This window comes from Streptomyces sp. NPDC021356 (genome assembly GCF_040641015.1).
GTDB lineage: Bacteria > Actinomycetota > Actinomycetes > Streptomycetales > Streptomycetaceae > Streptomyces.
Window position 1 is genome coordinate 59580 of record NZ_JBFACU010000006.1, and the last position, 24425, is coordinate 84004.

General features: G+C 75.0%; 20 protein-coding genes, 1 pseudogene and 1 riboswitch. Of the genes and pseudogenes, 10 read left to right on the forward strand and 11 right to left on the reverse strand.

What is annotated here, in order from left to right; genetic code table 11:
* The first annotated feature begins 30 nt into the window (after positions 1–30).
* Together AB0G56_RS09610 and AB0G56_RS09615 are read left to right on the forward strand one after the other, a co-directional pair.
* Positions 31–906 (forward strand): hypothetical protein, encoded by an 876-nt coding sequence (locus tag AB0G56_RS09610; protein ID WP_360966192.1) that lies wholly within the window; start codon positions 31–33, stop codon positions 904–906.
* A complete protein-coding gene (locus tag AB0G56_RS09615; RefSeq protein WP_360966195.1) occupies positions 903–1268 on the forward strand; it encodes a hypothetical protein in 366 nt (121 codons plus the stop codon). The genes AB0G56_RS09610 and AB0G56_RS09615 overlap by 4 nt, the downstream gene beginning before the upstream one ends.
* On the opposite strand, the gene AB0G56_RS09620 is transcribed toward AB0G56_RS09615, so the two are convergent.
* Positions 1238–2476, reverse strand: a complete 1239-nt coding sequence (locus tag AB0G56_RS09620) for a hypothetical protein (protein ID WP_360966198.1) — start codon at positions 2474–2476, stop codon at positions 1238–1240. The two genes, AB0G56_RS09615 and AB0G56_RS09620, sit on opposite strands and share 31 nt — an antisense overlap.
* 56 nt (positions 2477–2532) lie before the next feature.
* Positions 2533–3825 (reverse strand): serine hydrolase domain-containing protein, encoded by a 1293-nt coding sequence (locus AB0G56_RS09625; RefSeq protein WP_360966201.1) that lies wholly within the window; start codon positions 3823–3825, stop codon positions 2533–2535.
* Positions 3826–4014: 189 nt separating this feature from the next.
* Between AB0G56_RS09625 and AB0G56_RS09630 the strand changes: the two genes are divergently transcribed.
* Complete coding sequence (locus tag AB0G56_RS09630; protein WP_360966204.1) at positions 4015–4983, forward strand: hypothetical protein; 969 nt, start codon at positions 4015–4017, stop codon at positions 4981–4983.
* Positions 4984–4990: 7 nt separating this feature from the next.
* Here AB0G56_RS09630 and AB0G56_RS09635 read toward each other — a convergent pair whose 3' ends face one another.
* Positions 4991–5890: an NAD(P)-dependent oxidoreductase gene (locus AB0G56_RS09635; protein WP_360966207.1), complete on the reverse strand. Its 900-nt coding sequence runs from the start codon at positions 5888–5890 to the stop codon at positions 4991–4993.
* A gap of 116 nt (positions 5891–6006) precedes the next feature.
* Here AB0G56_RS09635 and AB0G56_RS09640 point away from each other — a divergent pair, with 116 nt between their 5' ends.
* Positions 6007–8025 (forward strand): APC family permease, encoded by a 2019-nt coding sequence (locus AB0G56_RS09640; RefSeq protein WP_360966210.1) that lies wholly within the window; start codon positions 6007–6009, stop codon positions 8023–8025.
* 37 nt (positions 8026–8062) lie between these two features.
* A pseudogene (locus AB0G56_RS09645) lies at positions 8063–8618 on the forward strand (DUF4142 domain-containing protein); the annotation flags it as partial.
* Positions 8619–8633: 15 nt separating this feature from the next.
* Here the strand turns inward: AB0G56_RS09645 and AB0G56_RS09650 are convergent.
* On the reverse strand, positions 8634–10301 hold the full coding sequence (locus AB0G56_RS09650) for a glycoside hydrolase family 13 protein (protein WP_360966213.1): 1668 nt from the start codon (positions 10299–10301) through the stop codon (positions 8634–8636).
* Between the two features lie 128 nt (positions 10302–10429).
* Positions 10430–10789, reverse strand: a complete 360-nt coding sequence (locus AB0G56_RS09655; protein WP_360966216.1) for a metalloregulator ArsR/SmtB family transcription factor — start codon at positions 10787–10789, stop codon at positions 10430–10432.
* An 80-nt stretch (positions 10790–10869) separates the two neighbouring features.
* Positions 10870–11054, forward strand: a riboswitch (cobalamin riboswitch).
* A 29-nt stretch (positions 11055–11083) separates the two neighbouring features.
* Between AB0G56_RS09655 and AB0G56_RS09660 the strand changes: the two genes are divergently transcribed.
* Positions 11084–12223 carry a HoxN/HupN/NixA family nickel/cobalt transporter gene (locus AB0G56_RS09660; protein ID WP_360966219.1) on the forward strand — a complete coding sequence of 380 codons (1140 nt, stop codon included), beginning with the start codon at positions 11084–11086 and terminating at the stop codon, positions 12221–12223.
* A gap of 30 nt (positions 12224–12253) precedes the next feature.
* Here the strand turns inward: AB0G56_RS09660 and AB0G56_RS09665 are convergent, their stop codons facing one another.
* Complete coding sequence (locus AB0G56_RS09665; RefSeq protein WP_360966222.1) at positions 12254–13237, reverse strand: nucleoside hydrolase; 984 nt, start codon at positions 13235–13237, stop codon at positions 12254–12256.
* A 195-nt stretch (positions 13238–13432) separates the two neighbouring features.
* Here AB0G56_RS09665 and AB0G56_RS09670 point away from each other — a divergent pair, with 195 nt between their 5' ends.
* Positions 13433–14272, forward strand: a complete 840-nt coding sequence (locus tag AB0G56_RS09670) for a hypothetical protein (RefSeq protein WP_360966225.1) — start codon at positions 13433–13435, stop codon at positions 14270–14272.
* A gap of 65 nt (positions 14273–14337) precedes the next feature.
* Here AB0G56_RS09670 and AB0G56_RS09675 read toward each other — a convergent pair whose 3' ends face one another.
* Positions 14338–15681 carry a helix-turn-helix transcriptional regulator gene (locus AB0G56_RS09675; RefSeq protein ID WP_360966228.1) on the reverse strand — a complete coding sequence of 448 codons (1344 nt, stop codon included), beginning with the start codon at positions 15679–15681 and terminating at the stop codon, positions 14338–14340.
* A gap of 244 nt (positions 15682–15925) precedes the next feature.
* On the opposite strand from AB0G56_RS09675, the gene AB0G56_RS09680 reads away from it, so the two are divergent.
* The gene (locus tag AB0G56_RS09680) at positions 15926–16093 is read left to right on the forward strand and encodes a hypothetical protein (protein WP_360966231.1); all 168 of its coding nucleotides are present in this window, start codon (positions 15926–15928) and stop codon (positions 16091–16093) included.
* 294 nt (positions 16094–16387) lie between these two features.
* Here AB0G56_RS09680 and AB0G56_RS09685 read toward each other — a convergent pair whose 3' ends face one another.
* The 4 genes from AB0G56_RS09685 to AB0G56_RS09700 form a co-directional block, all read right to left on the reverse strand.
* Positions 16388–17770, reverse strand: coding sequence for an extracellular solute-binding protein (locus AB0G56_RS09685; protein ID WP_360966234.1), 1383 nt, complete (start codon positions 17768–17770; stop codon positions 16388–16390).
* 155 nt (positions 17771–17925) lie between these two features.
* Positions 17926–20826 (reverse strand): substrate-binding domain-containing protein, encoded by a 2901-nt coding sequence (locus tag AB0G56_RS09690; protein WP_360966237.1) that lies wholly within the window; start codon positions 20824–20826, stop codon positions 17926–17928.
* A 4-nt stretch (positions 20827–20830) separates the two neighbouring features.
* A complete protein-coding gene (locus AB0G56_RS09695; RefSeq protein WP_360966240.1) occupies positions 20831–21193 on the reverse strand; it encodes a hypothetical protein in 363 nt (120 codons plus the stop codon).
* A gap of 118 nt (positions 21194–21311) precedes the next feature.
* Entirely contained in the window at positions 21312–22406 is a 1095-nt protein-coding gene (locus AB0G56_RS09700) for a hypothetical protein (RefSeq protein ID WP_360966243.1), read from the reverse strand.
* 188 nt (positions 22407–22594) lie between these two features.
* Between AB0G56_RS09700 and AB0G56_RS09705 the strand changes: the two genes are divergently transcribed.
* Both AB0G56_RS09705 and AB0G56_RS09710 read left to right on the forward strand, forming a co-directional pair.
* On the forward strand, positions 22595–23047 hold the full coding sequence (locus AB0G56_RS09705; protein WP_360966246.1) for a hypothetical protein: 453 nt from the start codon (positions 22595–22597) through the stop codon (positions 23045–23047).
* Positions 23048–23277: 230 nt separating this feature from the next.
* Complete coding sequence (locus AB0G56_RS09710; protein ID WP_360966249.1) at positions 23278–24285, forward strand: hypothetical protein; 1008 nt, start codon at positions 23278–23280, stop codon at positions 24283–24285.
* Positions 24286–24425: the final 140 nt, after the last annotated feature.

Below are 24425 nucleotides of genomic sequence, written 5' to 3' on the forward strand. Positions count from 1 at the left end.
AAGACCGGTGGAGCCGGACAGGGCGATGATGTGAGACCCGGCAGGCCGGACGGCCGACGGCGCGGGCGGGACACGGTGCCCCGGCTCGCGCTGTTCGTCGTACGCACCCTGCGCGGCGAGTGGCACGCCATGGTCGTCGACCCGGTACGGCAGTTGCTGCGCCGCGGCCTGTCCGGTCTGGTGCTCGCCTTCGTGGCCGCCTTCGGCGTGATCTTCTTCCACGCGGTCGCCCAGCACCCCGCCGGCGAGGCGGTGGTCCGGGCCGTCGGCGGCGTCCAGGCCGACCTGCCGCTGTGGCTGGCCCTGGCCCGCACCCCCGTCTCCCTCTACGTGCCCGCCCTGGACCTGCCGGTCTGGGCGGGCATCACCCAGCTCTTCCTCGCCTTCGCCCTCGCCGAACTCACCCTGGGCCGCGCCCGCACCCTGTTCATCTCCTACGCCGCCACCCTGGCCGGCACCTTCACCGTGCGCGTGATGCTCGCGATCGGGCCGGGCCGGTGGGGCCTCGGCCTGCCCCCGGAGATCGGGCACGTCCTCGACACCGGCCCGTCGGCGGCCGTCGTGGGCCTGTTCACCTATCTCTCCGTGGTCCGCCGCGCTCCGGTCGTCTTCTTCCTCACCGGCGGCTCGATGGTCGTCGAGTCGATCGTCAGACCCAACCTGGCCGGACGCGAGCACCTCATCGCCGTGGCCGCCGCGATCGTCCTGGCCCTGGTCCACGAACGCGCCTGGCGCCGCCTGCGGCTGCCCCGCCGCGCCCCCGCCGCCGCCTCGGCCGCGCCCCCTGTCCCACGGGCCGCCGTTGCATATCCTGAACCCATGCTGCAGTGCGCGGACGCGGCACCGGCGCTCCACGGCGACCGGGTGCCGGGCGGCCGCGCCGGGGGAGGGGCGGGGAAGAGATGAACTGGATCTGGTGGGTGCTCATCCTGTTCTGGACCGGCGGCTTCGCCTGGTTCGCGGACACCGTGCGCACCGCGCTGCGCAACCGGCACCAGCGCAAGCTGGAGCTGATGGAGGCGCAGAAGGCCGGGCGGCTGGCCGTGGAGGCCGCCGACCAGCCGCCCGAGCCGGTGTGCGGGTGCACGCACCACCTGGCCAAGCACGACCAGAGCGGCCACTGCCACGAGCGCGTGGAGGTGCCCACCGCCTGGGACGAGAACAGGAAACCGCTGCGCTACGAGCCGGGGCAGTGCAACTGCCAGCGGTACGTGGGCCCGCAGCCGCTCTCCCAGGTCTACGCCGAGGAACTGACCGACCTGGCCTGAGAGCCGTCCGGCGCGCGCCGCTGCCCCGGCAGGCGCACCGGTCCGGCCGCCGCGCGGCGCCTGCTGCGCGGCGGACGCTGCGGCCAGAACAGCACGTACAGCGCGGAGCCCACCGCGAACGCCAGCCGGATCAGGCCCTGCGCGGAGTCCGAGGGCACCAGCAGGGCGCTGCCGTACAGGGAGATCAGCGCTATCCAGCTCACCCAGGGCACCAGCCGCCGCTGCCCCACGGAGTCCCAGATGAGGGTGCCGAGCAGCACGGAGGCGTTGTAGTACGTGTACACGCTGGGGTCCAGCACGATGCGGGCGTCGGCGGCCAGCACCACCACGGCCGCCCAGCGGCCCCGGCGCACCGCCAGCGCGCCCAGCGCGATCCCCAGGGACATCTGCGCGGGCCGGTCCCACCAGGGGGTGGCCGGGTCGCTCACCCCGAACCAGCGCAGCGCGGAGGCGGGCTGGTTGGGGATGGTGAAGCGGGCGGCGGCGAACGTCTCCAGGTGGGTCAGGTAGAACGGCAGCCAGGCGGCGGCCACCAGACCGACCGTCCAGGCCGCCGCGCGCAGCCGGTCGGACCGGGGCAGGGCGAGCAGCAGCGGCAGGAAGCCCACCGCCCACGGCTTGGAGTCCACGGCCAGCGCGAGGAGCACCCCGACGGCGGTGGCGTTGCCGCGCACCAGGGCGCGGACCGCCAGGGTGGTGAAGAACAGCGCCAGCACGTCGTCGAGGTGGGCGAAACGCACCGAGACCTCCACCCACATGGGGATGAAGGCGGCGCCGGCGACCAGGACGCGCTGCTGGAGGCGCTTGTGGTTCGTGCCGGTGCCCAGGCCGTGCTCGGCGGCGGTCCGGCCGATCAGCACCAGCATGTACAGGCCGAGGCCGGACATGAAGGCCTCGGCCAGGTTCTCGCCCAGGGCGGCCTGGAACGGCCCGAACAGCGCGGCGACGAGGAAGGAGACCGGGCCGATCTGGAGTTCCGGGTGGTTGGCGTACAGCGCGAGGCCGCCGCCCGGCACCTGGCTGAACAGCAGTTCCTCACCGCTCCTCAGGTAGTGCCAGGACACGGCCCCGTGCCGTTCGGCCACGAGGAACCACAGGATGGTCCACCCGGTCAGCAGAGCGGTGTGCCACCGCAGCGGGTAGCGGCCGATACGGCCGAACCGCGCACCGTCCCCGGCCGTGCCCGCCGCTCTCTCGCCGTTCCGCACGTTCCGTCCTTCCGTCACATGCCCGCCCAGTCAGATGCGGATCGGCCGGGTACGGTTCAGCCCAGCACCCTAGCCCAGGCGTGCGAGGAGAGGTCGGCGCCGTCGACGACGGTGCGGGCGGCGGCCCGCAACCGCGGTGCGGGGGCCGACGGTCCGCACAGGGCGCCGATGACGTAACTGTTGAGGGCGTCGTCGACCGGGCTCGGTTCGAAGCCGGTGCCGTCCGCCTTCAGGCGCTCGTACTTCATCAGGTTCCAGCCGGCCGCCACCTGCCGTCGGCCGTCCGGGCTGGACAGCGCGATGGTCCCGGCGCCGAACACGGCCCCGTCGTGGCCCCAGAAGCGTCCGCAGCCGGGGATGTCGACGGCGTAGAGGCCGAGGCCGTAGTCCATGCCGTCCACGGGGACCGTGCGCTGCATCTCCTCGAGCGCGGCCGGCCCGATCAGCCTGCCGGTGAGCAGGGCGCGGTAGAAGCGGTTCAGGTCGTCCGTGGTGGAGACCACCGCGCCCGCCGTGTACGCCCACGACATGTCGTAGACGCTGTAGTCGCGGGGCGGGTCGATCAGACCGTAGAAGTTCTCGTACATCCGCGCGTGCGGGCCCCGGATCGCGGGGGTGCGCGGGTAGGAGGTGTGGTGCAGGCCGGCCCGGTCGATGACGTGGCGGGTGATGTACGCCTCGGGGTCCTGGCCGGTGACCTCGGCCAGGAGCAGTCCGGCGATGACGTAGTTCGTGTTGGAGTAGTGGCCGGGCAGGGAGCCGGGCGCTCCGGTGGCGGGCGCGGCGAGTCCCAGGCGGACCAGCTCCTCGGGGCGGACGGAGCGGAACCGCTCCTCGTCCAGGCTGGCCGTCGAGCCCTTGGCGAGGGACGGGAAGGCGCCCACGACGTAGTCGCCGATGCCGCTGGTGTGGTTCAGCAGCATGCGCACGGTGATCCGGCGTCCGCGCTCGCCGGGTATCAGGCCGGGGAGGTAGTCGCCGATCGGGGCGTCCAGGCGGATCCGGCCGCGTTCGACCTGCTGGAGCACGGCGACGGCGGCGAAGGACTTGCTGATGCTGCCCACCCGGTGCCGCATGTCCGGCCGGGCCGGGCGGCCGGTCGCCACGTCGGCGACGCCGGACGCGCCGGCCCAGCGCCGGTCGCCGTCGCGGACGGAGGAGTAGATGCCGTACATGCCCGCGTCGTGCACGGCGCCGAGCGCGGTGCCCAGGGCCGCCGGGTCCAGGGCGGAGGCGGGGGCGGCCGGGGTGGCGGAGGCGGTTTCGGCGAAGGCCGCGGGGACGGCGGCGGGGGTCAGTGACAGGACGGTGGCGGCGACGGTGGTGGCGGCGATCCGGCGGATGCGCAAGGGACTTCCCTTCCCTCGGGTCCGAACATGTCCCCGTCATCCTTGACGATCACGAGGGGGCGCCACATCCTTCCGGCGGACGAGGCCGGGTGCCGAATCCGCTCAGGAGCGTCACACAGGCTCCACACAGGGCGCCGGGACGCTTGTTACCGTGACTGGCCGCCCGGCAGCCGACCCAGGAAGATCCGCATGGACTACTGCTCCACGTGCCGACGGCACCTCAACGGTGCTCTCGTCTGCCCCGGTTGCGGGGCGTACGCGCCGGACATAGCCCCGAACGCCACCGCGGACTCCGCGGTCCCGTTCGCCCCCGGTCCCGCCGCGGACCCGGCCCCCGAGCCCTTCACGGCACCCGGCGCGCCGACGGCCGCGGACGTTCCGGCTTTTCCGGACGGACCGGAAGACCCGGCTTTTCCGGGCGGCCCGGACGTCCTGGAGCCACCGGTGGCAGCGGACGCGCCGTCCATGCGACAGCGGCCCGGACGGGCGGCGCGGCGCCGGCAGCGGGCCCGCTGGAAGAAGACCCAGCGCCGGGCCCTGGTCGCCACGGCGGTGGCCCTGGTCGGCGGCGGCCTGACCGTCGCCTCGATGGACCGGCACACCGCCGACCGCGCGCAGGCGGCCCCCGCGCCGGACACCCCGCACCCGGACAGCGTGGACTGGCGGCCGGCCCGGCACGACACCCCGGTGACCGGTACCGGCACCACGACAGAGACCGGGACCGGGACCGGGACCGGATCCGCCCACGTCCGGCACTCCTCGCCCACCACCGGGTCGGCCCCCGCCCGGTCCTCCACCACCCGGCAGGGCGTACACCCCGACGCCGCCCTCCCGCCCGTGCCGGTGGCCCCCTCCGCCCCGGAGACGACGCATCCGGCCGACGGCCCGGCGAAGACGTCCGGGCACTCGGCCGCGGGAGACTCCACCGGCTCCTCCGCCGGCTCCTCCGCCGGCGGCACCCCGGCCTCGCAGCCGTCCCCGGACGCGCCGGCGCAGCACACCTCGCCGGGCACCGGCTCCCCCCACGGCACCTCCGGTACCACCGGCTCCGCACCGGCCGGCCACGCCGCCACGAACCCGTCCGCGCCCTCGTCGCCCTCGTCCCCGTCGTCCCCGTCGTCCCCGCAGCTGTGCCTACTGGTGCTCTGCCTGGGCTGACGACCGGTCAGCCGGCCGCCGGGCCCGGCTCGTCGAAGCTGGCGAAGTACGCGGCGGCCATGTCCTCGCCGCCGTGCCCCTGGGCGGCGGCGCGGGCGAAGCGCTCGGCGCTCGCGGCGGCCACGTCGAGGCGTACGCCGTGCCGCTCGCCCGCCTCGACGATCAGGCGGGCGTCCTTCTCCGCGGTGGTCACGGCGAAGCTCGGCGGCAGCAGAGCGCCGTCGAGGATGAGCCCGGCCTTGGCGTGCAGGTACCCCATGTCGAGCGGGCCGCCGGCGATCAGGTCGAAGAAGCCCCGCGGGTCCACGCCGAGTCCCTTGGCCAGCGCCAGCGCCTCGCCGGTGGCCGCGGTGGCCGCGATGACCCAGCTGTTGGCGACCAGCTTCAGCCGGGTCGCCCCGCCCGCCGCGCCGTCCTCGCCGGTCCACACCGTGCGCGCGCCGACCGCCTCGAACACCGGCTCCACCGCCTGCCGGCCCTCGGTGGGCCCGGCCGCCAGCACGGTCAGCCGGCCGGCTTCCGCGGGCTGCCGGGTGCCGAGCACGGGGGCGTCGTAGAAGATCAGGCCGTGGGCGCGGGCCAGGTCCGCGAGCGCGCCGACGGACTCCACACCGGCGGTGGTCGACTGCACCCAGGCGGCCCCCGCGCGCGCCGCCGGAGCGGCTTCGCGCATGACCTCCAGCACGGTGTCGCCGTCGTACAGCATCGTCAGGACCACGTCGGCGTCGCGGACCGCCTCGGCGGCGGAGCCGGCGACCCGCGCGCCGTCGGCCGCCAGCGGCTCGGCCTTGGCGCGGGTGCGGTTCCAGACCCGGACGGCGTGCCCGGCCCGCACGAGGTTGCGGGCCATCGCGGCGCCCATGATCCCGGTGCCCAGCACCCCGACGGTGCGGGTGGTGTCGCTCATGTCGTCCCCTTCCTGGTCGATAGCGCGAGCCTAGGTCGTCGGATTCCCGTCCGCCCCGCGACGCCGTGCCCGCCCACCTCCCCGGCCCCTGCGCCTGCCCGGCCTAGGCTCAGCCTGTGCGCAATCTGCCCGGATTCGTGAAGCGGCTGGTCATCGGCCGGGCCCTGCGCAGCGAGGAGTTGCAGGAGACGCTCCTGCCCAAACGGCTGGCCCTGCCGGTCTTCGCCTCCGACCCGCTGTCCTCGGTGGCGTACGCGACCCAGGAGATCCTGCTCGTGCTCACCCTGGGCGGCCTCGCGTACCTGCGTTTCGCGCCGTGGATCGCGCTCGCCGTGGTGGCGCTGCTCGCGGTGGTGGTGCTGTCGTACCGGCAGGTCGTGCACGCCTATCCGAGCGGGGGCGGCTCCTACGAGGTGGTGTCGGTCAACCTGGGGCCCTCGGCGGGGCTGGTGGTGGCCGCGTCCCTGCTCGTCGACTACGTCATGACGGTCGCCGTCTCGGTCGCCTCCGGCGTCGACAACGTCATCTCCGCGCTGCCCTCGCTCGCCGCCCACCGGGTGCCGCTCGCGCTCGGCTTCGTCGCCGTGCTGACCGCGACGAACCTGCGCGGGGTGCGCGAGTCGGGGCGGGCGTTCGCGGCGCCGACGTACCTGTTCATCGCCTCGGTGCTGGTCATGGTGGCCACGGGTCTCGTCCAGCACGCCCTCGGGCACGGGCCGCTCGCCCCGACCGCCGGGTACGGAGTGGTCCCGGCGCCGGGGGACGCGGGGCTGACCGGGCTGGCGCTGCTGATGCTGGTGCTGCGCGCCTTCTCCTCCGGCTGCACGGCGCTGACCGGGGTGGAGGCCGTCTCCAACGGCGTGCCGGCCTTCCGCAGGCCCAAGGCGCGCAACGCGGCGGCGACGCTGGCGGCCATGGGGGTCACCGCGATCGTCATGTTCGCCGGGGTGACGGCGCTGGCCCTGATCGCGCGCGTGCGCATCACCGACGACCCGTGCCGGCTGACCGGCCTGCCCGGCGACTGCCACGACTACCCGCAGCGGACCGTGATCGCCCAGCTCGCCGCGGCCGTCTTCGGCGGCGAGCACAGCGTGGGCCTGTACGTCGTGCAGACGGCGACCGCGCTGGTGCTGGTCCTCGCCGCCAACACCGCCTTCAACGGCTTCCCGCTGCTCGCCTCGATCCTCGCCCAGCACCGCTTCCTGCCCCGCCAGTTGCACAACCGCGGCGACCGGCTCGCCTTCTCCAACGGCATCGTGGCGCTCGCGGTCGTCGCCGGACTGCTGCTGTGGGGCTACCGGGCGAGCGTCACCAGCCTGATCCACCTGTACATCCTGGGCGTGTTCACCTCCTTCACCCTCTCCCAGCTGGGCATGGTGCGGCACTGGAACCGGGAGCTGCGGGCCGGCGGCGGGCCGGGCGCCGCGGCGGCGGTGCGGCGGTACCGCACCGCGCGGGCGGTGAACGCGGTCGGGGCGTGTGTGACCGGGCTGGTGCTGCTGATCGTGCTGGTCACCAAGTTCACCGAGGGCGCGTGGCTCGCGGTGCTGGCGGCGGCGGTGCTGTGGACGACCATGCGCGGCATCCGGCGGCACTACGACACCACGTCGGCGGAGCTGGCCGTCACGGACGCCGGGGACCAGTTGGTGCCGCCCTCCCGGGTGCTGGCCCTGGTCCTCGTCTCCCGTCTGCACAGGCCCACCCTGCGGGCGCTCGCCTACGCCCGCGCCTTCCGCCCCGACCAGCTGGAGGCGCTCACGGTCGCCGTCGACCGGACGGAGGCGGCGGACCTGGCCCGGCAGTGGGAGGAGCACGGCATCGAGGTGCCGCTGAAGGTCATCGACTCGCCGTACCGGGAGGTGGCGCGGCCGGTGGTGGAGTACGTGCGCTCGATGCGCCGGGAGAGCCCGCGCGACCTGGTCGCCGTCTTCATCCCGGAGTACGTCGTCGGCCACTGGTGGGAGAACCTGCTGCACAACCAGTCCGCCCTCTGGCTGAAGAGCCGGCTGCTGTTCACGCCCGGCGTGATGGTCACCAGCGTGCCCTGGCAGCTGACCTCGTCCAGCCGGGCGGGCCGGCATCCGGGGCGTGCCCCGGGCTCCGTCAGGCGCGGAGAACCGCACCGCCGCGCCTGAGTCCTCACCGAGCCGAGAGGTTCGCGGCGCGTCCGCGCAGATGGCCGTGAGGAAGGGCACCGGCAAGGCCGTCGTCACCGCGGGCGAGCACCTGATCGACGGGCACGCGGCCCTCGACGCGAGCTGCCGCAGGATCGCCCCGATGCTCGGCGTCACCCTGCCCGACGCGGCCGGCCCGCAGCAGCAGGGCTTCGCGACCACGCTCAGCGCCGACACCGGCAAGCGGTTCGACAGCGACATGGCGAACATCCTGCGGGTGACGCACGGCCAGATCTTCGACACGATCGCCAAGATCCGGTCCACCACGCGCAACAGCCTGGCCCGCGCCCTCGCCGACCAGGCCGACGCCACCGTCCTCGACCCCATCACGGTCATGGAGGACACCGGCCTGGTCGACTACGACCGGGTGCTGTTCCAGGAGGCCACCCCGCCCGAACCGCCCGCCTCCGACCTGACCCCGCCGCCCCCCTCCGGCGGACAGCCCCAGGTGCGTGGCCGGTGCCGTCGTCCTCACCCCACCGCCGAACGCCACGTCCCACCCGCTGTCCCTCGGCGACGAACCGGGCCCGGCCCCCGCCCCGGCGGTGGGGTGAGGAGAGCAGCGGTGGCTAGGACAGCCACACGGTGGTGTCCGGGTCCAGCCGGCGGCCCGCCGGCGGAGCGCTGCTCAGCGGGACCTCGCCCGGCGGCAGCGGAACAGGCTGCGAGGACAGGTTGGTGACGCACCGCCAGCCGTCGCCGCGCGCGAACGCCAGCACCCCGGCCGGGGTGTCCTGCGCCCAGGTCAGCGACTCGCCCGCGAGCAGCTTGCGGCGCAGCCGCAGGGCCGTGCGGTACAGCTCCAGCGTCGAGCCCTCCACCCCGTCCTGCGCCTGGACGGCGTACGCCCCGAAGTCCGTCGGCTGCGGCAGCCAGGCCCCGCCGGGACCGAAGCCGTACGACTGTCCGGTCGTCGTCCACGGCAGCGGCACCCGGCAGCCGTCCCTGCCCTTGCGGAGGTGGCCCGTCTGCTCCCAGATCGGGTCCTGGAGCACCTCGGTGGGCAGGTCGGCCACCTCGGGCAGGCCCAGCTCCTCGCCCTGGTAGAGGTAGGCCGAACCGGGCAGGGCCAGCATCAGCAGGGTCGCCGCGCGGGCCCGGCGCAGGCCGGCCGAGCCGTCCACGGCGGGCGCGTGCCCGCCGGACAGCAGCCAGGCGTTCTCGTCCGTGCCCGGCGGGAGCACCAGCCGGGAGGCGTGCCGGACCACGTCGTGGTTGGACAGCACCCAGGTGGCCGAGGCACCTGCGGCCCGCGCGGTGGCCAGGGACGCGGCGATGGTGCGGCGCAGCTCCTCGGCGTCCCAGCCGGCCTGGAGGTACTCGAAGTTGAAGGCCTGGCCCAGTTCGTCGGGCCGGGCGTACAGCGCGCGCCGCGCGTCGGGGACCCAGGCCTCGGCGACCGCAGTGCGGGGCGGCGTGTAGGCGTCGAAGATCTTGCGCCAGTCGCGGTAGATCTCGTGGACCTCGTCGCGGTCCCAGTACGGGTGGCTGCCCGGCTCGACGTGCGGCAGCGCGTCCTCGCCGGTGGCCCCCATGTCGCCGACGTCGCGCAGCGGCTCGTCGAGGTCCTTGACCAGGGCGTGCGCCACGTCGACGCGGAAGCCGTCCACCCCCCGGTCCGACCAGAACCGCAGAGTGGTGCGGAAGTCGGCGCGGACCTCCTCGTCGCGCCAGTCGAAGTCCGGCTGCTCGGGCGCGAACAGGTGCAGGTACCACTGTCCGTCGGGCACGCGTTGCCAGGCGCTGCCGCCGAAGACGGACTGCCAGTCGGTGGGCGGCAGTTCACCGTGCGCGCCGCGCCCGTCGCGGAAGACGTACCGGGCGCGGGCGGCGGAGCCCGGTCCGGCCCGCAGCGCCTCCTGGAACCAGCGGTGCCGGTGCGAGGAGTGGTTGGGGACGATGTCGACGATCACCTTCAGACCGAGGCGGTGCGCCTCGGTGACCATCGCGTCGAAGTCGCCGAGGGTGCCCAGGCGCGGGTCGACGTCCCGGTGGTCGGCGACGTCGTAGCCGCCGTCGGCCAGTTCGGAGGGGTAGAACGGGCTGAGCCACACGGCGTCCACGCCGAGGGCGGCGAGGTGCGTCAGCCGCTGGGTGACGCCCCGGATGTCACCGAGTCCGTCCCCGTCGGCGTCGGCGAAGCTGCGGGGGTAGACCTGGTAGACGACGGCCTGCCGCCACCAGTCGGGACTGCGGGAGGACAGGTCGGGCGGCGCGTCGTCGGTGCGGTCGGTCACGCGGTCTCCTCTTCGTGCGTCGGAGCGACACAGAGAATCTGTCCAGATCCCCGGAAAAGCGAACACGTGGGGTGGTACCGGGGCACAGGGGGCGGCCGGCGGGGCGCGCCGTCACCCCGGAGCCGGCGTCAGTCCGTGTCCGCCGCGCAGTGCTCCAGCAGGTGCCGTACGTCCTCGTCCACCAGGCGGTAGCGCACCACGCGGCCCTCCTTCTCGCCCTGGACGGTGCCCGCCGCGCGCAGCAGGCGCAGGGCCTGGGAGACCGCCGGATCGTTCATGCCGGTGGCGACGGCGAGGTCGGAGACGGCCAGTGGTCCGGTGCGGTGCAGGGCCAGCAGCAGGGCGAGCCGCTTGGGGTCGGCCAGCAGCGAGAAGCGCTCCGCCCAGGCGCGGACGTGACCGGGCTCCCCGATCGCCGCGATGGCGTCGCACACCCGGTGGCCGTCGATGGTGCGACGGTCCGCGCGGTCAGCAGGGACGAGATGCATGCCCCCATCCTCGCAGGCACCGATGTGTGATCTTCCGTACCTGCGCAGGTATGCAGCTATGCAGACGACGGTCCCTCCCTCTACCGTGGGCGGGCCGTGGTGCTCGGGAAGTCGGTGCGAAGCCGACGCGGCCCTCGCCACTGTGATCGGGGAGTTCCCCTTCCGTCCGGCATCCGCCGGGCCACTGGTCGCACGACCGGGAAGGCAGGGAGGGAGGACGTACGGACCCTAAGCCAGGAGACCGGCCACGGCAGCTCACGAAGTGATCCACGAGGTGCTGGAGCGTGATACCGGATGACCCTGCCCAAGCCTGCCCCGACGCCGGCGGCCGTCCCCAAAGGGCCCGCCCCGGCGGCGTCCTTCCGCTGGCGCCGTGAGGACACCCTCAAGACCGCGGGCCTGTTGGCGGTGATAGCCGCCCTGCACGTCGTCGCCTTCGGCATCCTGTTCCTGCTCGTCGTCCCCGAGCACTACCAGGTCGGCACCAAGGCCTTCGGCATCGGCCTCGGCGTCACCGCCTACACGCTCGGCATGCGGCACGCCTTCGACGCCGACCACATCGCCGCCATCGACAACACCACCCGCAAGCTGATGGCCGACGGCAAGCGGCCGGTGTCGGTGGGCTTCTGGTTCGCGCTGGGCCACTCCAGCGTGGTGGTGGCCATGGCCGCGCTGGTGGCGGGCGGCGCCCAGCTCGCGGGCACCCTGATGAACGACGACTCCCGTACGCACCAGACGCTCGGCATCGTCGGCACCACCGTCTCGGGCACCTTCCTCTACCTGATCGCCGCCCTCAACCTGGTCGCCCTCGTCGGCATCCTGAAGGTGTTCCGGGCGATGCGCGCGGGCACCTACGACGAGCGGGAGCTGGAGGCCCACCTGGACTCACGGGGGTTCATGAACCGGATCCTGGGCCGCCTCACCAGGTCGATCTCCCGGCCCGGCCAGATGTACCCGCTCGGCTTCCTCTTCGGCCTCGGCTTCGACACCGCCACCGAGGTCACGCTGATGGTGATGGCCGGCTCCGGCGCGGCGGCCGGACTGCCCTGGTACGCGATCCTCTGCCTGCCCCTGCTGTTCGCCGCCGGCATGAGCCTGTTCGACACCCTGGACGGCACGTTCATGAACTTCGCCTACCAGTGGGCGTTCTCCAACCCCGTCCGCAAGGTGTTCTACAACCTGACCATCACCGGCCTGTCCATCGCGGTCGCCTTCTTCATCGGCACGATCGAGCTGGTCGGCGTCCTGCACGACAAGCTCGACCTGAGCGACACGGTCACCGGCTGGATCGCCGGACTCGACCTCGACCACGTGGGCTACGTCATCGTCATCCTGTTCGTGGTGGTGTGGGCGGCGGCGCTGGCGTACTGGAAGGCGGCCAGGGTCGAGCAGCGCTGGGCGGCGCGGGGCGGAGCGGGGGAGGCAGCCGACTAGCCCGCCCGCGGCCGCCCGGCGGGTCAGGGCCTACGCGCCCGGGCCCGCGTTCTCGACGGTGGCCAGGTACAGCTTCACGTACCGGTCCACGTCGATGTCCAGGGCCACGTCGACCAGCCGCTGCTCGCGCGCCTCGCCGTGCAGTTCCGCCTCGCCGGGGCGCGGGCGGCGGTCGACGACCGTCTGGCCGCGCGCCGGGCCGGGCGCGAGGTTCACCTCGACCGGCAGCCGGCGCGTGGTCAGCCCCGCCGGGTCGGCGACCGCGCAGACCGCGCCCGCGTCACCGAGCCCGCCCGCCGGGTCCTCCTCGCTCGTCACCGGGTCGCGGTGGGCCAGCAGCCGGCCGGCCAGCCGCTCGCCCGCCTCGGCGCTCGCGCCCAGCCGCCGCACGTCACCGGCCGGGACGATCACCCGCTCGAACACGTCGAGCCCGTACATCGTGATCGGTACCCCGGCGCTCAGCAGGATCGCGGCGGCCTCCGGGTCGTGCCAGACGTTGAACTCGGCGACCGCCGTGGCGTTCCCGGTGGCCACCGCGCCGCCCATGAACACGATCCGCTCGATGTTGCGCGTCACCTCGGGGTGGGTGCGCAGCAGCAGCGCGATGTTGGTCAGGGGCGCGGTGGGGATCAGGGTGACCGGGCGGGGCGAGGCGAGGATCTCGCGGCGCAGCAGCGCCACCGCGTCCACGTCGGCGGGCCGGCGGGCCGGGGCGGGCAGCCCGAGGTCGCCCATGCCGTCCCTGCCGTGCACGTGCAGCGCGGTGCGCACCGGCTCGATCAGCGGGCGCTCGGCTCCCCGCGCCACGGGGATGTCGGGCGCGCCCGCCTGCTCCAGCACGGTCAGCGTGTTCCGCACCACCTGGTCCACGTCCGTGTTCCCCGCCACGCAGGTCACGGCGCGCAGGTCGAGGCCCGGGTGGCGTACGGCGAACAGCAGGGCGAGCGCGTCGTCGACGCCCGTGTCGCAGTCGATGATCACGGGGGTGGCGTCGGAGGTGTACTGCTCGGTCACGGCGGGCTCCCTGGGAGACATGCGTGCGCTGCTTCGTCTCCACGAGCCTATGCCGCCGTCGCCGCCGGCCCGGCGCCGCGTCGGCCCCTCGTCTCACCCGGACGGCCCGGCGCGGTGGTGGGGGGCGCCACCGGGTGGTGCCGTGGGAGGACCGTCCGGTTCGCGCCGTGCCCCGTTCCTGTGGAGGACCCGCCCATGCCCCGTCCCCCGGCCGTTCGTGCCCTTGCCGCCGCCGTGCTCTGCGCGGGCGCCGTGCCGGCGGTCTCCGCCTGCGGTTCCGGTCAGGCGGGGCAGGCCGCCGGTGCCTCGCCCTCCGCCGCCGCGGCCACCCGGCCGGCCGGCCCCGCCTCGCCGGCCCCCGCCGCGCTCACCGCCGCCCAGGCCCAGGCCGCGCTGCTCACCGAGGACGACCTCGGTGCCACCTGGCGGCCGGCCGAGGGCGTCGCGACCTGGCGGGACGGCATCCTCAAGGCACGCACCACCGCCGCGCCCGACTGCCGGCGCCTCCTCGACGCCCTCTACGCCGACCAGCCGCTCGGCGTCCCCAAGGGGACGTACGCGGTGACCGGTTTCGACGACGGCGACGGCGCGGCCCAGCTGCGCCAGCAGGTCCTCTCGCCGCGCCCGGCGGACGTGGACCGTTCGCTCGCCTGGCTGCGCACCCTGCCGAAGACCTGCGCCCGGTTCACGGCGACGACCACCCGGGCCGGCGTGCAGACCGTGCGGGTCAGCGACCTGGCGCTGCCCGCCGCCGGGGACGCCCGGCAGGGACTGCGGGTCACCTTCACCGGGCCGCCGGACGGCGCGGACGGGTCCGGCTCCGGCTCCGGCGGCACGGACGGGTCCGACGGCGGGGACGGCGCGGACGTCACCACGCTCTCCGTGGACGTCGTCGCCGTACGCGTGGGCGGCGACGCGTTCGCCCTCACCGACGGCGCCCCGGGCACGCTCCCGTCCGGCGCCACCGACGCGGCGGTCCGGCGGGGCGTGGAGCGCCTGACGGCCGTCCGCGGCTCAGGCCGCGCCCAGGCCTGAGCTCCGGCCACGACGGCGGCCGGCGCCAGCGGATCACAGGAGGCCCGGGGTGCCGGGAGCCCCGGTCACAGCAGCGGCTGCGCCGGCGCCGGCCCCAGTGTGGTCGTGCCCGGCGCCGTACGGTGGCCCAGACCGGTGCGGTAGGCGTCCAGCGCCGCCTCGACCCGGCCGGTCCGGCGCAGCAGGTCGCCGAGGAGCCGGCACAGGTCGGCCAGGTCGCCGGCGGCGCCTGCCCGTTCCAGCAGGCTCAGCGCGCGGACGTAGTGCTCCTCGGCGGCCTCCGCGTCGCGGGCGTCCTCGGCGATGATGCCGAGCAGGCGGTGCGCGGCGGCGGCGTGCATCGCGCCCCGCTCGGAGGACAGGTCGCCGAGCACGCCCCGCAGCAGCTCCGCGGCCTCCTGCGACCGGCCGCGCCGGTGCAGCACGTCGGCCAGCTCGACGGCGACCTGCCGGGTGTAGAGCCCGGCCCGCTTGGCGGTCAGCATGTCGAGCGCGGCGCGCAACTCCGTCTCGGCCCGCTCCAGTTCGCCGTTCTGCGCGCAGACGTAGCCGCGCATCCAGTGGCAGTTGGCGAGTTCGGTGCGCAGCTGGAGGTGCCGGTACAGCTCGGCGGCCTTGGCGAGCGAGGCGTCCGCCTCGGCGATCCGGCCCTCTGCGAGCAGGGTGCGGGCCACCGACCGGTGCATGCGCGCCACCAGCGCGGGATCGCCCGCCTGCGGGGCCAGCGCGAGGGCGAGCTCGGCCGCCTGCGCCGCCCGCGCGTGCGCGCCCATGTCCATGTACGGGCCGATGACGCTCGCGTAGAGCAGGAGCAGGGCGTCGGGGTCGTGCAGCCCGGCGCGGTTGAGTTCGTCGAGCGTGGACTCGAAGAGGTAGACGGCGTAGCGCAGTTCGCCGGTGAGGTAGTGGGAGACGGCACGGCCGCGCAGGGCCGGGACGCGGGCGGTCAGCGGGGCGTCGGCCAGTGCCCGTTCGGAGCGCTCGAAGTACTGCCGTCCGCTCTCCAGCTCGCCGGTCTCCAGGGCGCACTCGCCGAGCCCGAGGAGCGCGTCGGCCTGGATGTCGCCGAGTTCGTGGTCCTCGGCCTCGGCGAGCAGCCCGGCGTAGAGTTCGGCGGCCCTGCCGGTCTCCCCGGTGGCCAGGGTGCGCTGCGCCTCGGTCAGCCGCAGCCGCAGGTCGGTGGCGAGGTGGGCGGGGCGGCCGGTGGCCAGTTCCTCGAAGGCGACGCCGAGCCGGCCTGCGAGGTGCCGCAGCGCGTCGTCGGAGGGACGCACCCGGCCGGCCTCCAGCGTGGAGACGTAGGCGGGCGTGTACGCGGGTTCCGCCAACTGCCGTTGTGTCATACCCCGTTCACGTCGCAGCCGCTGCACCCTGCGCCCGATGGTCTCCGGGTCGTCCCGCTTCGCCATGCGGTTCATCATGCCAGTAAGCGGACTTACGAAGACCCGCTTCCCTGACTTGGTGTCAGGCGGGGCCGAACGCCAGAGAGCCCTGCCAACTCCCCCTTGTTCACTTCCTGTTCCGCCCTCGGCCCCCGTGCCGTTCCCTTCCTGTGCCTCTTCCGGCCGAGCGCTCCCACCCCCTAGGTTGGAGAGAGCGTTAAACCTGCTTAACCCCCCACTGTCGTTCACTGCCGCTGTGAGGTCGGTCGCCTTGCTCGGACGCCCTGTCGCGCCCCCCGGTCGCATCCGTGCACGTCATGTCAGAGCAGTCGGCGCGGCGCTCGTCGCCGTCGCCGCCCTGGTCGCCGCGGCCAACGCGGGCCCCGCCGGCACCACCGACCCCGATCCCGTGCGGCAGGTCGCCGTCCAGGACCGCTAGGTCCTGTCGTCGAATTCCCGTCGTCTGCCCGGAGGGCGGCCGCGCGGCGTCAGGCGCGTGCTCCGGGGGTCCCCCCCTGCTCGAAGAGCTTGGGGGAGTGCCGGGTCCTGGCCCCCGTACCGGATGTACTCGGGTCCGGGCCCGGTGCGGCGAGAGTACGTGCATGGCGTCGCGAGGCAGGCGGGAATTCGACGGCAGGGCCCAGCCGCGACCTCGTGCGGGCCGGGACGCACAATGGTGCGCGGGTCGGGACGCGGACCAGGGGCGGACCAGGGCGCGGGGCCGAAGCCCGGCCTACGAGCCGCCCGGCAGCACCTTGCGCAGCGCCTTGTCCAGGCTGTCGGCCAGGGCCGCGTCGTCCGGCGGGTCAGGGGTGAACAGCCGGCCCAGTTCGGTGGTGAAGGTCTGGGTGAAGGCGCCGTACAGGGGGGTGCGCGGGCGCGGGACCGCGTGCGTGAGGGCGGGGTAGAGGATGCCGCGCGCGTAGTCCGGCCGCCCGCCCGCGTCGCGCGGCATCCGGTCCGTGCTCTCCCCGGTGGGTGCCGCCGTCGGTCCCGCGCCCACCGGACACCGCACGTGGTCGTCCACGTACGCCGACGTACGGGTCGCGGCGAACCCGGCGTCCAGCAGGCACCGTTCGCTCCGCGCGCTGGTGAGGTAGGCGATGAGCTGGGCGGCCTTCCCGGCCCGTTCCGAGGAGCGGGCCACCGCCAGGTTCTGCCCGCCGAGCACCGCACGGCCGGGCAGCGCCGCCACACCCACCTGGTCGGCGGAGAAGGTCTGGTGGAGCGTGCCGTAGGCGTACGGCCACTGCCGCAGGAAGGCGGTGCGGCCCCCGGCGAAGTCGCTGAGCGAGGCGGCCTCGTCGGAGGTGAAGGCATGGTCGAGGGTGTACGGCTTCTCCGTGCGCCGGCGCAGTTCCGCGATGCCGTCGATCAGCTCCTGGCGGCTCGCCGTGTAGTGCCCTGAGCCGTCCGTCAGGGAGAAGTCCTTCGTGGCGGACGCGAACGCCTCGACGGCGTTGACCGTACGGCCCTCGTAGGCGGCGAGCTGGGTCGTCCAGGCCTTCTCATAGCCCTTGGGCGGGTGCGCGTCCAGGGTGTCGGCGAGGTCGCGCAGGTCCGCCCAGGTCGTCCCGGCCCCGAGCGTGGTCTGCTGGACACCCGCCTCGCGCAGGTAGTCGCGCCGGTAGTAGAGCAGCCCCACGTCGGTGTTGAAGGGCACCGCGTAGACCCGGCCCTTCCAGGACGCCGTGGCCGCGACCGAGCCGATGACGTCACCGTCGAGCGTGCTGTCCGGCAGCGGTGCGACCAGCCCGGCCTCGGCGAACTCCGGCACCCAGGTCACGTCCAGGTTCACCACGTCGTAGTCGGCGCTGCCCGACTGCAGGGCGCCCAGCAACTGGCTGCGCTGCTCGTCGGCGGAGCCGGGCAGCTCGACGAGGCGCGCGCGGTAGCCGGTGCTCTCCTTGTCCTGCTGCCGGTTCCAGGCGTCTATGAGCTGCTGCCGGATGCCGTTCTTGCCGGTGACGTCACGGCCGCTGGCGACGACGATGTCACCGGGCACGTCGGCGGCGGGCGACTGCGTCGCGTCGGGGCCGCCGGTGGTGCAGGCGGTGGCGGCGAACAGCAGGGCCAGCACGGCCGACACGACCCGCGGGAGCGGCCCGGCCGGCATCCCGGGTACGGCGCGGCGCCCGCCCGTCGCGCGCGACGGCGGCCCTGCCCACCGGCCCCCGGCCCGCTCCCCCGGCCGTTTCCCCCGTCGGACCACCGGCCGGTCCCCCCACCGGGCCTGCGGCCGGTCCGCACGCCGGTCGTGTCCCCGCCGCATCAGTCCTCCCCCGTCCCCACCCGCGCGACCTCGTCGTGCAGACGGGCGCCGAGGTCCTCGCCCACGTCCAGGCAGCGGCCGTGGCTCGCCGCGGCGACCGCCGCGGCCGGCCGGCCCTGGTCGCAGGAGCCGCCGACCAGGGACACCATGTCCACCGGCACCTTGCGCTGCCGTGCCCGCTCCAGCACCTCGGAGAGGTTCTTCCCGGTCAGCCGGTTGTCGTCCTCGTCGTCCGTGATGTACACGATCAACTGCGGCCGCTTGTCGTCGGCGCCCCGCGTCCCCATGAAGTCGAGCGCGGCGAGCAGCGCCGCGTGCGGATCGGACTCGGCGTCCCGCACGCGCGCCGCCGCGTCGACACGGTGCTCCGCGTCGGTGCGGCGGTGGTGTCCGAAGCCCAGCACCTCGTCGTGGTTGCCGCCGCCGGAGCCGTCGTAGACGCCCCACACGCCGTACTCGTCCTGCGTGCCGAGCCCGCCCAGGGACTGCTTCAGGATGCCGGGCCCGCCGCTGGGCCCCGGCCACCGCGTGTGCATCGAACCGGAGCTGTCGAGGAGGTAGAGGACCCGGCCGGGACCGTTCGCGCTGCGGTACCGCTGGAGTGCCGTGTCCATCGCCGCGCGCCCGGCGGCCCCCGGCAGCGGATCGGCGTCGCGCAGCACCCCGGCACCGGCGGGCCCGGGATCGAGCAGCGCGTGCCCGGCGCCCGAGGCGGCGCGGAAACCGGCGTCGGCGAACGCGGCGAGCCCGTCCTGGCCGGTGAGCCACGCGTGGAAGCGGTCCACCGCGTCCTGCCGGTCGGCGGCGTCCCGGTCCCCGCCGTCCCAGCCGACCCGCACGAACGTGGGCGTGAGCGCCGGTACGTCGGCGGGGTACTCGCCGGTCCGCGGCACCCGGGTCCGCTGCGCGCAGCCCACCCCGCTGTCGAGCAGGAACTCGGGGACGAGGACGGCCGTACTGCTGTCGGCGGCGGGGTCGGCCGGCAGCGAGCACAGCAGGGCGGCGGCCGTCGCGGCGGGCGGTCCCGTACCGCGGACGCCCTGCTCGGCGGCGCGTGGATCGGCGCCGCCGCCGTAGAGGCCGATCGTCGCCAGCAGCGCGGAGTCGGTGACCTCCGGGTCGGCGCGCAGCACCCCGGTGCCCGGGGCCCGCTTGTGCAGGTCCGCGATCAGCCGGGACAGCGGCTGCCCGGCGCGCTCCCCCGCGCTCTGTCCGGCCGTCTTCCCCGGCACCGCCAGCACCATCGGCGAGTACGCGAACGGCTGCGGGTCCGGGTGCAGCCCGACGAAGGTGCGCCCGGTCGGATCGGTGGTCACCCGGGCCACGTCCGTCATGGAGGCGGGGATCCAGACGTCCGGCTGCGGCCCGACGTCCCGCTGCGGGTTGGTGTCCTCCTCGCGCGGCTCCTGCCAGGCGTCGGTCTGCTGGCGCAGCGCCGTGACCGCCGCGCTCGCACCCGCGCTGTAGACGGTGATGCCGGTACGGCGGCAGCCGTGCCCGTCGGTGTCGGCCCCCGCGGTGAGGTAGGCGTCCGCGGCCGTGCGCACCGCCGGCTCCAGGTCGGGGTCGGTCAGCACCCGCAGTTCGAGGGGCGGCCGGCACTCGTGGGCGCCCCCGGCGCCGATGAACCGGTGCCCGGCGTAGCCGACACCGGCGAGGGCGATGACGAGCGCGGCGATCAGCACGGCCCGGCCCGGCAGCCCGAACCGCACGAACCACCGTACGACCGCGCCGAACAGCGCCCCGACGGCCCCGATCAGTGCGCGGACGGCACGGCGCAGGGCGGCGAGCACCCGCCGGAGCAGGGGTTCCGACGGCTCCCGGTCCCGCTGCTGCTCGCGCTCGCCCCGCGGCCCTGGGGGCGGGCCCGGCGACGCTCCGGGGGAGGGTTCCCGCGCCGGCGGCGGGGACGAGCGCTCGTCCGACGACGGACGCGAGGGCGAGCCCGGTGGCGTGGGAGAGGACGAGTCCGGCGGCGCCGCATGCAGGGACGGAGACGGAGACGGAGACGGAGACGGGGACGAGGAGGGGGAGGGGGAGGGGGGCGGAGGTAAGTCCGTCGAGGGGGTCGTGGCCGGCGGCGTCGGACGCGGTGGCGGGGACGAGGGCGTGTCCGGCACCGGGAGCGGAACCGGCGCCACCGGGTCCGGATCGACCGGCCGGGCCCCCGCCAGCAGCACGTCCGTGTCCGGCGCGGCGGCGAGCTGCGGCTCCCACGGGTCCCCGAAGACGGTCGTGAGACCCGCCCCGAGCATCTCCGCGCGCAGCCGCCCGAAGACTTCGAGCAGCGACAGTTCCTCGCCCGACGCCAGGAGCCGGACGAGTGCGCCGGTGAACGGGGTCGGCCCCGCGTCGTCCCCGGAGTCGATCAGCCGGTTGGACTGGACGCTCATCAGCAGCAGGATCTTCTGCCGGCCGGGGAAGTCGTGCCACACCTTGGCCGCGTTGCCCGCGTAGCAGCAGTCGAGGATCACCACGATCCGCTCGGCGCCGCTCCCGGCGAGCACGGTGAGCACCTCGGTGAACGAGGTCGCGTTGGGGAAGACCGCCTGCGCGCCCGCGACCACGCGCGCGTTGCGCATCTGGAGGAACAGCTCGTTGCCCGCGCTCGGCACGGCGCCGTGCCCGGCGAAGTAGCACAGCAGCAGGCCCTCGGCCTCGTGGGCCGCCTTGCGCAGGTCCTCGCCGAAGTCGTCGTGGGACGGCGAACGGCAGTCCGTGATCTCCCGGTCCTCGAACACCCCGCCCCGCAGGGCCTGCCGCAGCCGGCTGACGTTGTTGCGGACGGCGGGCAGCTGGCCGGCCACTCCGTCCCACGCGGCCGGTTTCGTGTGCTCGTACTCCGACACGCCGACCAGCAGCGCCCGATTCACCCGCCCCCGCGGGTCGAAGCGGCTCACGGGGCTACTCCCCGCCGGGGTTCACCGGATCGACGCGCTCCTCGGGGGGCGGCCCGGGCTCCACCCGGCGGCGGTTCTCCCGCCAGGCCGCCACCGCCCTCCTGGTCTGCTCCAGCAGCTCGCCGAACACCACCTCGGCGCCCGCGCCGACCAGGACCAGCAGGATCTCCATGCCGGCGCCCATGTGCCCGGACGGCGTGTCCGACCGCGGCTGTTCGAGGATCCGCAGCCGCCCGTCGGCCACCAGGTCCTCCAGCGGGTTCTCCCGCTCCAGCCACGCCTTCAGCGCATCGATGTCCCGGTTGCTCGCACTTCCGTCCAGCCGGACCCGGATACCTCGGCCGGCCACGCCCTCCCCCTCAGCCATAACTCATCATTCTGGCACCGCGCGCGGGCCCTGGGGAGGGGGCGGACGCGTCGGACACCGATCCCTCACACCCGCGCGCCGGCGCCCCGTCAGCTCCCCGCCCTCCCCGGCTCCGCCCTCAGCCCCGTGCCGTCTGCAATTGCCGCAGCTGGCGCCGTACATGGTCCAGCGCGCCCTGCTGCCGGCCGGGCACCCGCCCGCGCAACTCGGCCAGCAGCGGCCCGAGTTCCCGGGCCCGCTCCGGATCGCGGATGTGGCCCCACTGGTGGTGCGCCCGGTCCACGGCGGCCTCGACCTGCGCCGCACCGGCGCCCTGCCCCATGGCCAGCCGGGTCGCGGCGACGGACAGCCAGGCACGGCAGCTGCCCGCCGCGTCACCCGCGAACATCGCGAGGTCGGCGCGGACCTCGCTCCAGTGCAGCGCCTCCTCCGAGGCCGCCCCGTGCTCCCGTACGGCGTCCTGCTCCCAGCGCGCGGCGAGCGCGTCGGCCTCCTCGTGCCGCCCGGACTCCACCCAGGCCGCGATGGAGGCGTGCGGGTCGGCCGCCGCCGGCCGACCCGCGGCGAGCACGAGACCGGGACCGCCGGAACTCCCGCGCCCCCCGGCCCCGGCCCCCTCCTCCACGGCCAGCCGCGCCAGCGCCTGCTCGTGCAGTTCGTCCACCGGCGGCCGGTGCCCGCTGCGCAGGATCGTCGCCACCGCCTTCATGTAGGCGGGCGCGGCCACCGCGCGTCGGGCGGGCGGCGGCGCGATCCTGCCGTACACGGCGATGTTGCGGCCGGTGTCCAGGGGGCGCTCGGCCAGCTGCCGCCAGCTCTCCTGGTCGGCGTACAGGTCCGCCACGACGGTGGTCGTGCCGTCGGGGCGCAGCCGCAGCTCCTCGCGCAGCCAGTGCCAGGGCAGGGCGGTGTAGCGGACGGTCGCCGCGGTGGTGCGGGCGAGCGCCAGGTGCGGCAGGCTCTGGCGGCGGTCGAGCTGGAGCTGGCCGGTGACGAAGACCGTCAGCGGCCCCGGCGCCGCCGCCGCGGCCCGCAGCCGGGAAAGTACGGCCTGCGGCTCCAGCGGGTCGGCGAGTTCGACGACGCTCGCGGTCGGGGTGCCGGACAGCACGGCGGGCTCGACGGCGGCCAGCACCGGCAGCACGGAGGCCGCGTCGACCAGACGGCCCTTGCCCACGGGCGAGGCCGCGAGCAGCAGCACGGTTCCGGGCATGGTCCCCCCGCGGTGATCCGGTCGTCGGTCGCGTACCTCAGCACCGTAACCGCTGCTGGTACGAGGGCGGGTGCCGGACCGTGGAACATCCGCGTCCGCCGATGCCCCGCCGATGTCCCGTCCGACTTGCCAGGGCCGCCTCCCAGGTGTGCTCTGGTAGGCGGGGGAGAGGAGAGAGGAGCGCATCCATGGTTCACGCGGCACCCGTGTCCGGCCGCACCGCAGGCACCCGCGCCCGGCACCCGAGGACACCCGACATCTTCGACACCCGCGCCCACCTCGTCGCCCGGTGGGCGGGCCCCTTCGCCATCGGCCTCGTCTACGGCTACTGGGCCGCCGCCAACCGGCGCTCCGGCGGGCCGATCACGGTGGGGAACCTGGTGTTCGGCTTCGTGACCGCGGTCGTGTTCACGCTGCTCATGGCGGGCGTGCTGACCCTGGCCTCCCGGCTGCCGCGCGAACTGCACGCCTTCCTGTGGTTCCTCTTCACCGGCGCGGCCTTCGGGTTCCTGTACGACCAGTCCGGGCAGTCCGTCCTGCTGACCATCGGCCTGTCCCTGGCCTTCGGGGTGGCCGTGGGCCTGATCTGCTTCTACTGGGTCTACACGCACGAGGACGCCAAGGGCCGCCGCATCGACTGACGCCGCCCTCGCCGTCCGGCAGGCAACCGGAGCCGTGGGTCCCGGACCGGCACACCGGGACCCACGGCTCTGCCCGTGCGGCTCCCGCTTCTCGGTCCTCCCGCTTCTCCGTCCTCCCGCGTCTCCGTCCTCCCGCTTCTGTGTTGTCCTCCCACTCCTCCCACGCTGCGTCGTCACCCGAATGCCGTGCGCCACTCGCGCGGCCGCCGCCGGGAGACTTCGCTGGGAGGGTGACCCGACGCCTGCGCAGCGGCCTGTCGGCCGTGCTGATCGTCCTCTCCTGCCTCCTCGTGCCGTTCGGCGCGCTGACGGCCTGGGCGGCGTACGGGCTCGCCGACACCGGCCGCTACGTCACCACGATGGCGCCCCTGGCCGCCGACCCGGACGTGCGCGAGGCGATCGCGGACACGGTCGGCAACGGCATCGTGGAGGAGATCGGCCGGGAGACGGACGCCCGGGTGCTGCGCGCGACCGTGGCGCCCTTCGTGCACGACGCGGTCCGCTCGTTCACCCAGACCTCGGCGTTCCGCACCGCCTGGAACGAGGGCAACCGGGTCGCCCACGACGCCGTCCTGCGGGCCCTGCGGGACGGACAGGAGGGGCCGGACGGGCAGGACGACCGCGACCACCCCGTCACCGTCGACCTCGCCCCGGTCACCGCCCAGGTCAAGGCCCAGCTCGCCCAGGACCACGTGCCGCTCGCCGACCGCATCCCCGTCGAGCACACCGAGGTCGCCCTGCTCCCGGCCCAGGACGTGGGCCGCATGCGGAAGGGATTCCACGTGCTCGAAGTCGCCGGCTTCTGGCTGCCCGTCTCGGCCGTCGCGTTCGCCGTCGCCGGCATCGCCCTGGCCGCCCGCCGCCGCCGGGCCGTCACCGCGACCGCGCTCGGCACCGCCCTGGGCGGCGCGCTGCTCGCCCTGGCGCTCGCCGTGGGCCGCGCCCTGACCCTCTCCGACCTGCCCCAGGAGGTCTCGCAGCCCGCCGTGGGCGCCGTCTACGACGCCCTGACGTCCACGCTGCGCACGACTTCCTGGCTGCTGGTGGCCCTGGGCCTGACCGTGGCCGCCCTGACCTGGCTCACCCGCCGCCGCCCGGGACGCACCCGGTCCCGCCCCGGCGCCGGCCCGCGGCCCCGCGGCCGCCTCCGGCTCCTGCTCCGCCTCGGCCGGCGCGGCCGGGCGCCCGAGGCGGCGACCCCGCCCCAGCAGCAGGAACCGACCCGGGTCGAGGCCTGACGGGCGCGCGGGCCCTCATGCACGTGCGGCAGGCCACGCCCGGCCGCTCTTGACACGGTCCCGGCCGCCGTCCCTCTCCCGTGGCCGGGATCGCCCCCGAGGGCCGCTAACCTTACGTGTCCGTCCTGGCCAGGGATTGA

What these genes read in the sequence shown, in the direction of transcription:
- AB0G56_RS09615 (WP_360966195.1), top strand. Translation starts at nt 903, where the DNA reads ATGAACTGGATCTGGTGGGTGCTCATCCTGTTCTGGACCGGCGGCTTC.
- AB0G56_RS09630 (WP_360966204.1), top strand. Translation starts at nt 4,015, where the DNA reads ATGGACTACTGCTCCACGTGCCGACGGCACCTCAACGGTGCTCTCGTC.
- AB0G56_RS09635 (WP_360966207.1), bottom strand. Translation starts at nt 5,890, where the DNA reads ATGAGCGACACCACCCGCACCGTCGGGGTGCTGGGCACCGGGATCATG.
- AB0G56_RS09655 (WP_360966216.1), bottom strand. Translation starts at nt 10,789, where the DNA reads ATGCATCTCGTCCCTGCTGACCGCGCGGACCGTCGCACCATCGACGGC.
- AB0G56_RS09660 (WP_360966219.1), top strand. Translation starts at nt 11,084, where the DNA reads ATGACCCTGCCCAAGCCTGCCCCGACGCCGGCGGCCGTCCCCAAAGGG.
- AB0G56_RS09670 (WP_360966225.1), top strand. Translation starts at nt 13,433, where the DNA reads ATGCCCCGTCCCCCGGCCGTTCGTGCCCTTGCCGCCGCCGTGCTCTGC.
- AB0G56_RS09675 (WP_360966228.1), bottom strand. Translation starts at nt 15,681, where the DNA reads ATGGCGAAGCGGGACGACCCGGAGACCATCGGGCGCAGGGTGCAGCGG.
- AB0G56_RS09685 (WP_360966234.1), bottom strand. Translation starts at nt 17,770, where the DNA reads ATGCCGGCCGGGCCGCTCCCGCGGGTCGTGTCGGCCGTGCTGGCCCTG.
- AB0G56_RS09695 (WP_360966240.1), bottom strand. Translation starts at nt 21,193, where the DNA reads ATGGCTGAGGGGGAGGGCGTGGCCGGCCGAGGTATCCGGGTCCGGCTG.
- AB0G56_RS09700 (WP_360966243.1), bottom strand. Translation starts at nt 22,406, where the DNA reads ATGCCCGGAACCGTGCTGCTGCTCGCGGCCTCGCCCGTGGGCAAGGGC.
- AB0G56_RS09705 (WP_360966246.1), top strand. Translation starts at nt 22,595, where the DNA reads ATGGTTCACGCGGCACCCGTGTCCGGCCGCACCGCAGGCACCCGCGCC.